Origin of the sequence: Peribacillus sp. FSL R5-0717, from assembly GCF_038002945.1 — a bacterium.
Lineage (GTDB): Bacteria > Bacillota > Bacilli > Bacillales > DSM-1321 > Peribacillus > Peribacillus frigoritolerans.
On sequence record NZ_JBBOOF010000001.1, the window covers coordinates 4883912 to 4895480 of the forward strand.

Annotated in this window: 8 protein-coding genes; 5 read left to right on the forward strand and 3 right to left on the reverse strand. The window is 40.6% G+C overall.

All coding sequences use genetic code 11. The annotated features are described in order from the left end of the window. Nucleotides 1-146: 146 nt before the first annotated feature. Nucleotides 147-1139, forward strand: coding sequence for an NAD(P)/FAD-dependent oxidoreductase (locus NYE65_RS23435; RefSeq protein WP_340861834.1), 993 nt, complete (start codon nt 147-149; stop codon nt 1137-1139). A 315-nt stretch (nt 1140-1454) separates the two neighbouring features. Here the strand turns inward: NYE65_RS23435 and iadA are convergent, their stop codons facing one another. Both iadA and NYE65_RS23445 read right to left on the reverse strand, forming a co-directional pair. Then, nucleotides 1455-2627: a beta-aspartyl-peptidase gene (gene iadA / locus NYE65_RS23440; protein WP_340861835.1), complete on the reverse strand. Its 1173-nt coding sequence runs from the start codon at nt 2625-2627 to the stop codon at nt 1455-1457. Nucleotides 2628-2663: 36 nt separating this feature from the next. Next, nucleotides 2664-4085: a YfcC family protein gene (locus tag NYE65_RS23445; protein ID WP_101221845.1), complete on the reverse strand. Its 1422-nt coding sequence runs from the start codon at nt 4083-4085 to the stop codon at nt 2664-2666. A gap of 301 nt (nt 4086-4386) precedes the next feature. On the opposite strand from NYE65_RS23445, the gene NYE65_RS23450 reads away from it, so the two are divergent. Next, nucleotides 4387-6429 (forward strand): sigma-54 interaction domain-containing protein, encoded by a 2043-nt coding sequence (locus NYE65_RS23450; RefSeq protein WP_340861836.1) that lies wholly within the window; start codon nt 4387-4389, stop codon nt 6427-6429. Between the two features lie 228 nt (nt 6430-6657). On the opposite strand, the gene NYE65_RS23455 is transcribed toward NYE65_RS23450, so the two are convergent. Then, on the reverse strand, nt 6658-7569 hold the full coding sequence (locus NYE65_RS23455) for a LysR family transcriptional regulator (protein WP_340861837.1): 912 nt from the start codon (nt 7567-7569) through the stop codon (nt 6658-6660). Between the two features lie 427 nt (nt 7570-7996). On the opposite strand from NYE65_RS23455, the gene NYE65_RS23460 reads away from it, so the two are divergent. The 3 genes from NYE65_RS23460 to NYE65_RS23470 all read left to right on the forward strand — a co-directional run bounded on the left by NYE65_RS23460 (nt 7997) and on the right by NYE65_RS23470 (nt 11549). Further along, nucleotides 7997-8971, forward strand: a complete 975-nt coding sequence (locus tag NYE65_RS23460) for a TAXI family TRAP transporter solute-binding subunit (RefSeq protein WP_328177232.1) — start codon at nt 7997-7999, stop codon at nt 8969-8971. Between the two features lie 84 nt (nt 8972-9055). Continuing rightward, nucleotides 9056-9562 carry a DUF1850 domain-containing protein gene (locus NYE65_RS23465; protein ID WP_222619738.1) on the forward strand — a complete coding sequence of 169 codons (507 nt, stop codon included), beginning with the start codon at nt 9056-9058 and terminating at the stop codon, nt 9560-9562. 10 nt (nt 9563-9572) lie between these two features. Then, a complete protein-coding gene (locus NYE65_RS23470; RefSeq protein WP_268591856.1) occupies nt 9573-11549 on the forward strand; it encodes a TRAP transporter permease in 1977 nt (658 codons plus the stop codon). Nucleotides 11550-11569 lie beyond the last annotated feature (20 nt).

Here is an 11569-nt window from a genome sequence, read left to right on the forward strand (position 1 = left end):
GTGGATATTCAATTGCTTTTATCCATCATTTCTGAAACAAAGGAAAAGGAAGAATTACTTGTGGAAACATTACAAGTTTATCGCTTACAACCAGTAAATCACGTTCAGTATGAACAACCAACCTAGAAGAACAAGGAGTGATTGCATTGACAGAAGAAAAGAAGGTCTATGACATAACTATTATTGGCGGCGGCCCAGTTGGCTTGTTTACTGCGTTCTATGGCGGAATGAGGCAAGCGAAGGTGAAAATCCTCGAAAGTCTTCCTCAACTGGGTGGACAGCTTTCGGCTCTTTATCCCGAAAAATTCATTTATGATATAGCTGGTTTTCCAAAAGTAAGGGCGCAGGAATTGATAGAGAATTTAATAGAACAAATGAAAGTACTCGAACCAACAATTTGTCTTGAAGAAGCAGTTGAACAAATGGAAAAGCAAGCAGACGGAACATTTAAGATCACTACAAACCTTGATACTCATTTCTCTAAATCAGTGATCATTACTGCTGGAAATGGAGCCTTTCAGCCTCGTAAACTAGAATTGGAAGATTCAACACAGTTCGAGGATAAGAATTTGCATTATTTCGTGAATGATATGAACCGTTTTAAAGGAAGAAAAGTGGCGATTCTGGGCGGTGGGGATTCTGCTGTTGATTGGGCCCTTATGTTAGAGCCGATTGCTGAAAGGGTAACATTGATACACAGAAGAGATAAATTCCGTGCACATGAGCATAGTGTAGAAAAATTAGTGAATTCCTCTGTTGAGGTCAAAACACCTTATATTCCCTCCGAATTGGTAGGAACAGATCACATTACGCAAATAGTTTTAGAACACACTAAGACTCAACAAAAAGAAGTTGTTGACGTAGATGATTTAATTATTAATTACGGCTTTGTCTCTTCTCTTGGAGCGATTAAAGAATGGGGTCTAAACATCAATAAAAATGCAATTATCGTTAATTCCAAGCAAGAAACAAATATTTCAGGCATATACGCAGCCGGGGATATTTGTACGTATGATGGAAAGGTTAAATTAATTGCTTCCGGATTCGGTGAAGGTCCTACGGCAGTTAATAATGCCAAAGCCTATATTGATCCTTTGGCGAAAGTTCAGCCGCTCCATAGTACTTCATTATTTGGATGACCTCTTTCTAACAACAAGACTTTTCTGAAGACTAAAGTACATAGGCTGGGTCCCTAAGATAAAAGTGATGGATAGGGGGTCTCGATTTTCCAGGTTAAAATCGAAAAAAAGTTAAGTTTGATATATTCGAGGCTTTACATGTTTTGTTACTTAACAAGGGAACAGGTTAATATGACTGTTATAATTAAAAGTCGAATTCCTCAACAGTTAGGAATTCGACTTTTTAGATTGGTTTAAGTATCGCCCCTATAGCGATTTTTCACAATATTAATGCGAGACGTGAAAATTTTTCGAAATCTGGTATCCTGTCTAAACTCATTCAAATGTCCCTTTTATCAACGGAATACCCTTATCTACCATAACTTGTCCTTTTGCCATTACAGTGACAATTGCAAAAGTTTCCTTTTGCAATAGCACAATATCAGCATCATTGCCGGTTTGGATACTGCCCTTGGTTGATAGTTTCAGCACTTGTGCGGGATTCGTGGTGATGACCTTCAGTGCCGTTTCAAGTGGGATTCCTTCTTCTAAAACAGAATCACGTACTTCGTGATATAGCGAAGATACTTTTCCTACTTGAAGGCCTGCATACTCCCCATGGTTGTTGAAAAATGGAAGACTTGCCTGGCCGTCTGAGGAGAAGGTGATTTGTTCTACCGGAATCCCTTCTTCCAGCATTATGCGCAAGGCAATGCTGCATTTTACTTCGCCATCATCCAGAAACTGAGGAATGGTGCTTGTTGTAAAGTCTACGAACCCGCCCCGTTTTGCGTAATTGATTCCCGCCTTGAATAATTTTTCATTTCGGTTGATATGTGTCGGATGGAGCTGTCGAATCGGAATGTTGGTTTTATCAGCGATTGCATGTAACAACGAGAGCTCGCCATCACCGTCTCCTACATGAACTTCTAAAATACCTGCTTTTCCTGACAGAATACCCCCGTTACGTGCGGCTGCGACGATTTTGGTCAATTCCTCAAAAGTGGGCTCTGATGATCTATGGTCGGAGATGGCAATTTCCCCGACACCGATGATTTTGTCAATGAAAATAAGGTCATCTTCAATTTTTCCTGTCAATGTTTTTACTGGCACTTGGTAGGAGCCTGTATGAATGAAACAGGAAATACCCTCTTCTTCAAGTGCCCGGGCCTTGGCAAGCAGGCTTTCCATTCTACGCGTAGTTCCGTCCGTACCAAGCAATCCGACAAGCGTTGTAATACCTGAGGTCGTAATGTCCGTAAGCATCAGCTCAGGGGTGCGGGTTTTGAATCCTCCCTCACCTCCTCCGCCAATAATATGAACATGTGAATCTATGAAACCTGGAACAACTAAAAGATTGGTCGCATCAATGATATGGATAGGAGCAAAGTTGTCAGGAATCTCGATTCTGTCATCTATGAATGCAATTTTTTCATCTGTAATCAAAATGTCTTTCCGTCCTAAGTAATTGGGTGAGTATATCTCGCCATTTTTAATTAAAGTAAGCAATGCGTTTTTCCTCCTGTAATGAATTAGTGATTTTTATCAAAATGGGCCATATCCGATGAAGTGAGCCGTTATGACGGCTATTAATCCAATGAGATATTGAATAAGTACCAGTGGCAGAATCCACTTCGCCCATTTTGTCCAAGGTATGCCTGCAATTGCCAAGCCCGCCATTAAGGTGGTAGCGGTTGGGAAAATCATATTTCCGATTCCGTCCGCAAAAGAGAAAGTCAACACCGCAGTTTGGCGTGTAATATCCAATAAGTCTGCGAGCGGAATCATAATTGGCATGGTCAACATCGCATGACCGGTTCCGGATGCTAGAATAAAATGAATAAGAGTTTGGAAGCTGTACATGCCGGCAACACTTAAATAGGCCGGAATATGCTGGATAGCTTCAGATACTTGATGCAGCATAGGGTCGACGATATGCCCATCATTCAATACAACAAGAATGGCGCGTGATACGCCAATAATCAAAGCACCGCCTAGCAAGGCGGCAGATCCATTGGTAAAGGAGTTGACAATTTGATCCGCGGACAATTTACCGAATATTCCAATTACTATTGTCAAAACAATGAATAAGGCTGTAATTTCTGTAATGTACCATTGGAATTTGATGACACCAAATGCCAACACGATATAGTTAATTAAAAAAGAGATTAAGATGAATTTATGTCTTGCAGTTAATTTCGCACTTGATTGGAGCAGTTTTTTTGCTTCTTCCTTTGTATATTTTCCGTAGATTCCTATAGAAGGATTTTTCTTGACCTTCATAGCATAACGATAGATATAAAGAACGGAAACAAGGTAGACGATAATAAATAAGATAAGGCGTAACCCTATTCCTGAGAACATCGGCAATTCAGCAATTCCTTGTGCAAGTCCTACAGTGAAGGGATTCATGATAGCAGTTGTGAACCCTGACAATGCCCCAACTATGACGATGGCAGTACCTGTAATTGTATCGAATCCCAGGGCCAACGCCAGCGGAATGATAAGAGGAAGGTAAGCTAGTGTTTCTTCTGCCATTCCCATTAAGGAGCCTCCTACAGCAAAAAATAGCATCACGACAGGAATTAATAGCTTTTCACGTGTCGCCAACTTCCGGGCCATTGTGGCGATGAGCACATCAACCGTCCCTGTAGCTCTTAAAACACCGAAAAACCCTCCAATAATCAATAAGAAAAAGATAATATTGCCGGCTTCAACCATGCCTGTGTGAATAGCTTTTATCATATCGAACAATTCCACCGGTGCAGATTCTATCCATTTGAAAGAATTGGCGTCAACAGTAGTCCGTCCATCTGCTTCAATCCGTGTATATTCCCCGGCAGGCAAAATGTAAGTAAATAGAGTTGCTATTGCGAGAATGCAGAGCAGCAATACAAAAACATTGATTTTTCTCTCTTTTTCTCCCGCTGTTTCAAGCGAAACAGCCTTCTCTTCTACCTGGCTCATAAGTGTCTCTCCTTCGTATTTAAAATAAGTACATGGAACTAATACGCTAACAAAAATTTTCCAGCCTATCGACTATCATCTGTTTTTCTAGTATTCTGCTGTTTCCCTCCTTTTCAAATCCATGGGCACGTCAACTCAATCACGGCAACTCAATCACAACAACTAAATATATAAGCAAATTCTGTGCCAATACGGGGTAATTGATTTTAATGAGAACTTATTGGGTGGATCGAAGTTAAAGGTCATTATTGGTTCTTTTTGGTGATATAATAAAACCAATTAAAGACAGGTAGGTGCTTTTATGTCAAAATCCTCACTTACACTTATAGCGGGAAGCTCAAAAACAAAGGAAGCCTTGCAGGAGCAACTGGAACAACTGCTTGGAGACTACGTTCATGTCAACAGCCATGCTACCGATGAGGGAATACCTCGTTCTTTGGGAGAGGGAATTATCTTGTATTCATCAGATGCAGCTTATGAAAAGAAAATGGGAATGGATGACGTAAATGCCCAGAAAATAATTGTGGGAAAGAGAACTGTTAATCATGAATACATTGACAAGCTATTAAGAATACCAGAGGGTTCGACAGTGCTTTTGGTGAATGATGATGACGATGCAACTATAAGTCTTATTGAATCCTTATATCAGCTTGGTGTCGATCATGTTCAATTTATCCCTTTCAGGAAGGGGATTTTATTTTATGAGAATGTCCAAATAGCTGTATCGCCAGGAGAAACTCATCTGTGCCCCTCTTACATAAAAGAAGTAATCGATATAGGCGTGCGTCTTTTTGATATAACAACAATTCTGGAAGTTGTAGAATGCTGTGGTTTACACAAGGATATATCCTCTAAGATTTCTGAAAGGTATATTAGTAATATAATTGAATTACAACGTAAGCTGTTACATGCGGAGTGGGATGCCAAGCAGATGAGTGATCATATCCAAAATGTGTTGTGTACTGTCGATGACGGAATATTGGTCGTTAACGAGGAAGGGCTGATAACGGTATTCAATGACCAACTTGCGGCATTGTTCCAGGTTGATGCAAAAGATGAGGTTAATCAGTATCTAGAGCATGTAATGAATCGCCGTGATATTATCGATTTCATCATGGAAAGTAATGATCAAAGTAAGTTCTTCAACATATACGGCGTGGATGTCGTGATTTTCCGGTTGCAAATGATGAAAGAAAATACAATTGTCGCAACCTTCAAAAGTGTACATCAAGCCTTTGAAATAGAAAAGACTGCACAAAGAGAAATGCGCAATCAAGGATTTTATTCAAAATACTGCTTTGACGATATTATCGGCGAGAATGAAGTAATGAAAGAGCGTAAGCAGATTGCCAAAAAGCTTGCCTTGTCGGAGCATCCGATTTTGATTCAGGGAGAGACGGGTACAGGAAAAGAGCTGTTTGCTCATGCGATTCATGAGCATTCATTGCGAAAGAACGGGCCATTTCTAGCGGTTAACTGTAGTGCTTTAACAGAAACTTTACTTGAAAGTGAATTGTTCGGCTACGAAGAAGGGGCATTTACAGGAGCGCAAAGGGGAGGAAAGAAAGGACTGTTTGAAATGGCGGATAAAGGGACTATCTTTTTGGATGAAATTGGTGACATAAGTCTCACAGTTCAATCCCATCTGCTTCGAGTTCTTCAGGAGGGGGAAATCCGCAGAATTGGCGGCAAGAGAATCATTCCCGTTAATGTCAGGGTGATTACCGCGACGAATAAAAATCTTCATGATAAAATGCGGGACGGTTCATTCAGAACAGACTTGTTTTACCGGCTGAATGTGCTCAATCTTTACATACCGTCACTCAAAGAGAGAAGAGCGGATATTCCACTTTTGGTAAAGCACCTCATCACAAAAAGCGGGAAGTGGGTAAAAGTAGAGGAAGACGTACTGGATTATTTCATGCAATATGAATGGCCCGGCAACATACGGGAACTTAAAAGTACAATCGATTACATGTTGACGGTTTGTGAGGGGAATGTCGTGACGAAAAGTGACCTTCCGTTCATGCACGGGAATAAGGAAGACAGTGTGACGGCTGATTATCCCGTCTGTGAAAGTGTGTTGGAAAATCAGGAGCGCGCTTTCATCTTGGAAGTAATTAAGCAATACAACGATAAAGGAAAAGCGGCAAGCAGAGAACTGATTTCCAGTCAAAGTAAAGAATCGGACTTTGTCTTGTCCCCTCAGCAGATTCGTCGCCGTTTGGATATTTTAGAAATCGAAGGGTTTGTCGTCAAAGGCAGAGGAAGGGCCGGCACTAAGATTACCGCTGAAGGAATAGAGTATTTATATTTTCTGAAGTCAAAGCATGCTATGCATTGATATACTTAGTCACTACCGATAAGGGGAGTTTGCTAATTTAAGGTTTTCATAAGTTATAAAAGGGGGAACGCCCCATCGCCAAAAAGAAGTTTAAAAGGTGAAAAGATCCTATATTAATAGCCCCGTTTCTCGGTGTCATAAAAGAGAAATGGGGCTTTTTAACACCGATAAGTATCATTCATTTTACTATAATTACCTCGCTTCACAGCAATTACCCAACCAAGAATCTTACATATTGTTAAAATCATCATCATTTTCAAGCGTTTTCAAAATATGCTTAGTCAGAATGGAGGCATCCGTGTTTTTCCATACTGCCGATATCGAACTGGTTAATTCCGAGTTATCGATGTTCAAGGCTTTTACTTGGCTTTTTCCCAACAAACTCACCATATCTTCCGGCATGAGGGCTACGCCTAAGTTATTGGATATTAGATTGGCAATCGTCAGTAATTCAGAGCCTTTACATAATTCTTTAGGTGAAAATCCAGCCGTCAGACAAGCCTTTTCCAAAAGGAATTGAAGGGAATGCGCTTGAACGGCATCATAATGGATAAAAGGTTCGTCTTTTGCTTCGTATAAATGTATGGCCTCTTTTTGGGCTAGTGGATGCTCCATGGAGACGACTAATTGTAAAGGGAACTTCATGAATTCAATCATGCTTAATCCTTCATTGGCGATGATGTCACTGTGAATGGGCGTTCGGATGAAACCGATGTGATAATTTTGTTGGTTTACGAGTTTTACTGCTCTTGAAGATGTTGTTTCATGCACGTAAAACTCTGTTTCCGGGTATTGCCCCACGATCTTTTTCAATAACTTTGGGATATATATACTAGCTGCAGAGGGTACGGTAGCAATCTTTAGTTTAGGCTTGGGGATGGTTTTGTTTTCAACTATGTAATTCACTGTTTTCTCGATATCTTCAAAGGAAGGCGCAAGCTTTTTATAGATGTATTCTCCTTCTTCCGTCAATGTAATTTTTCTTGTCGTTCGATTCAATAATTTAAAGCCTAATTGTTTTTCGAGGGATAAAATCTGTTGGCTAAGTCCGGGCTGGGATATATGCAGGGTTTTGGAAGCCTCACTGAAACTAAGATGGTTAGAAACCTCTATGAAATAGCGGAGGGATAGGTAATTCAAACAATCACCCACTTCAATTGGATTTGAGTATACAAGGCTAAAGAAAGGGGGAATCCCTAATATTCCCTCGCAAAAAAAAGCTGGATATAAAATTTAAGGTTAGAAGATCATTTTATAATATAGACTTATAAGTTTATAACAATAATATATTTCTAAAATGGAAGAGTCAATATTATCCTTAAAGAAAGGAAGAATAGGTAATAAAAGGTAGAATATTACTATTGGATAGCGGATTTTCCTTGTTTTTAATAGGTGTTTATACATATTTGTGCTTGTTATTCTGATTTCTTTAAAAAAATTCAAATCAATTACTAGTCCTTTTTGATTATATGTCTGATTTTGTAAAAAAAGGGAAAGTGAGGCGGTCGGTAGAATAATAACACTATCATCTCTTGCGGATGAAGAAAACATATGAGGGGGGAATTTTATGAAAAGATTTCATAAGTGCTTTTTATTGGTCATGATTTTGACGGTCACCGGTATTATCACAGCTTGTAAAGACAGCAATGAAGGTGCTTCAGGCAGCGGTAACCAAAACTTGAGTCTGTTGACTGGTGGAACGGGTGGTACATATTATCCGCTTGGAGGACAAATTGGAAAAATCATTTCCGATAAAACAAAAGCGAACATAACACCTCAGACATCTGGCGCCTCCGCCGAAAATATGGAAACGTTAAGGGCTGGAGAGGCTGAAATCGCTTTTTCGCAAACGGATATCGCGGCATATGCACTTGAAGGAACAGAAATGTTCGACGGGAACCCCATTGGCAATATTATGGCGATCAGCTCTTTATATCCTGAAACTGTTCAAATTGTAACGACTGCAAAAAGCGGAATTAAATCAATCGAGGATTTAAAAGGTAAAAAGGTATCAGTAGGCGCACCGGGTTCTGGTGCTTACATCAATGCCATGCAAATCCTGGAGATTCATGGGTTGTCTGAAAAGGATATTAAAGGGCAGAATCTATCTTTCGATGAGTCGGCGGAAGGAATCCAAGCAGGCAATATTGACGCAGCCTTCATTACGGCAGGCACGCCTACTGGTGCAGTTGAAGCGCTATCCGTCCAAAATGATATTTTGGTTCTGCCTATTGCAGATGACAAAATTCAAGCATTGGTTAAAAAGTACCCATACTATGCTGAAGATACAATTCCTAGTGGTACGTACAAAATCAAATCCGAGGTGAAAACAGTTGCTGTTAAAGCGATGTTAGTGGTCACTAAGGATCTTGATGAAGATTTAGTTTATGAAATGACTAAAGCAGTTTATGACAACACTGATCAAATCACACATGCAAAAGGCAAGTTCATTACAGCAAAGACTGCACTTGAAGGATTAGGGGAAATGGAAGTTCATCCTGGAGCAGCAAAATACTTTAAAGAAAAAGGTGTTTCCAAGTAATGCAATTGGGTCGGTAGCTCGCTTTATGTGGCCTATCGGCTTCGTTTTTTCTGAAATGTGAAACTGGTTATGAAAGGGGTGTCTATGAAATTCAAGAGATTCATGGCTTTTGGTACACCTTTGCTCATCGCTTTTTTATTCTTTTTTCCGTATAAGCATGTAATAGCCTTTTCATACGAGGACCAAGGGGAATTAGTCGCATACTTTCCTTTGGAAAAAGAAAAGGAATTCAAGATTAAGTATACACACTCCATCCACCTCACAGATGTTTTGGAATCATATCGGTTATCGGATAAGCAAATCGAACAAACCGAACTTGCCTATGATGATTTTGCGGTCGGTATGCCTTCCAATGCAGAGGGTGAGGAAGTATTCGAAGAAAAAGACGGTACCTACTTCATAAAAAATATGCAACGCACTTTCACCTATATAGATTTACGGGTAGGACAAGTTAAAGCCAACCATCGATTAATATATGATGAAAAAACATACACATTGGCAGACTTCATTAAACCAGGGACATGGGTGAGAATTTCTTCGGAAAGAATTTCATTATGGGAACAGTTGAAGGGAGTGAAGATTAGTGGCTGATAATGAAAAAATGAAATATTTAACCGAAGCAGAACAACAGGAATTATTGGAAAAATATGACCCAGAGGCCGGAACTAGAAAATTAACAGGTGTCTTGGGCCACATTGCATTTTTTGGACTTTTAGCTTTTTCGTTATTCCAATTATATACAGCCATTTTTGGCGTTTTTACAGCACAAATCCAACGGACGATACATTTAGGGTTTGCACTCTCCTTAGTATTTTTACTATTTCCTGCAAACCGAAAGAAGGGTCAAAAAGGAAAATTTCAAATTGCCTGGTACGATATCATATTAGCGATCCTTAGTATTGGGGTAGGTGCATATTGGCCCTTATTTTTCGAAGATATCGTCATGAATGTAGGACGTTTGGGCGTATTGGATTTTGCAGTCGGTTTAATGGCCATTCTGCTGGTTTTGGAAGCGACCAGGCGTGCAGTTGGCCTTCCTATCATGGTCATTGCTTTATTATTCATTTTCTATGGGGTTTTTGGACCGTATATGCCAGGATTCCTTGCTCATCGCGGTTTGACCCTGGAGCGACTGGTGCAAACGATGTTCTTCTCGACAGAGGGCATTTTGGGTACTCCGTTAGCGGTGTCATCGACATTCATCTTCCTATTTCTACTGTTTGGATCTTTTCTGGTCCGAACAGGCGTCGGTCAATACTTTAATGATCTCTCTACCGCAATTGCCGGCAGACGGATAGGGGGACCTGCGAAGGTTGCGATTTTTTCAAGTGCTCTTCAAGGAACGATTAGCGGGAGCTCTGTGGCTAATGTTGTCACATCAGGAGCTTTTACGATACCGATGATGAAAAATCTTGGATATAAGAAGGAATTTGCCGGGGCAGTGGAGGCGGCTGCTTCGACAGGCGGTCAATTGATGCCTCCGGTAATGGGGGCAGCGGCATTCTTAATGGTTGAGTTCATTGGGAATGGAATAACGTATTGGGATATAGCAAAGGCGGCTGCGATTCCAGCTATCCTTTATTTTTCAGGAATTTGGATCATGACCCATTTTGAAGCGAAACGACTTGGGCTGCGTGGGTTAACGCAAGAAGAGATGCCGAGTAAAAAGGAAGTGTTCGGCAAGTTTTATTTACTAATACCGATTCTTGCCATTATCATTTTGCTCATGGCTAATATCACGGTAACACATGCAGCACTGTATTCCATCGCCATCTCGGTTCTTGTAGGTTTCATAAACAAGGATGTCCGCATGAAATTCATCGATATCATCTATGCATTGGTGGATGGGGCCCGAACAGCTCTTGCAGTGGCCGCTGCAACAGCAGCAGCAGGCATTATTGTCGGTATCGTCACGAAAACTGGGCTAGGACTTAAGCTTGCTAATGGCTTGATTGATTTATCTGGTGGATATTTGATTCCAACACTGATGCTAACTATGGTAGCGGCACTTATATTAGGTATGGGTTCACCTACGACTGCTAATTATGTAATCACCTCGACGATTGCAGCGCCTGCGATAATTTTGCTTGGTGTTCCTGATCTATCTGCACATTTATTCGTTTTCTATTTTGGCATTATAGCAGATATAACTCCTCCAGTTGCTTTAGCGGCATTTGCAGCGGCAGGGGTAGCGGGAGGCGAGCCGATAAAAACGGGGATTGAGTCATCGAAACTTGCCATCGCTGCATTCATCATTCCATATATTTTTGTTCTCTCCCCGCAAATGCTAATGATCGATACAACATGGATGGAGGTTGCGTGGGTAGTACTTACTGCAATGGCAGGTATGATTGCAATTGGGGCGGGTGTCATAGGTTACTGGATGAGGGGAATGAACTGGTTAGAAAGAGTCCTCGCCGTAATCGTAGGTTTACTATTGATCTACCCTGAAACGGTATCGGACATCATTGGGATATCCGCTTTTATCGTGTTGCTGGCTTTACAATATCTTTGGAAAAATGACAATCACGACAGCTCCAAGATCTTGGAAAATAACCAAAGTATTGAGAAAAGTTGACCCTGCGAATATCAATCCGG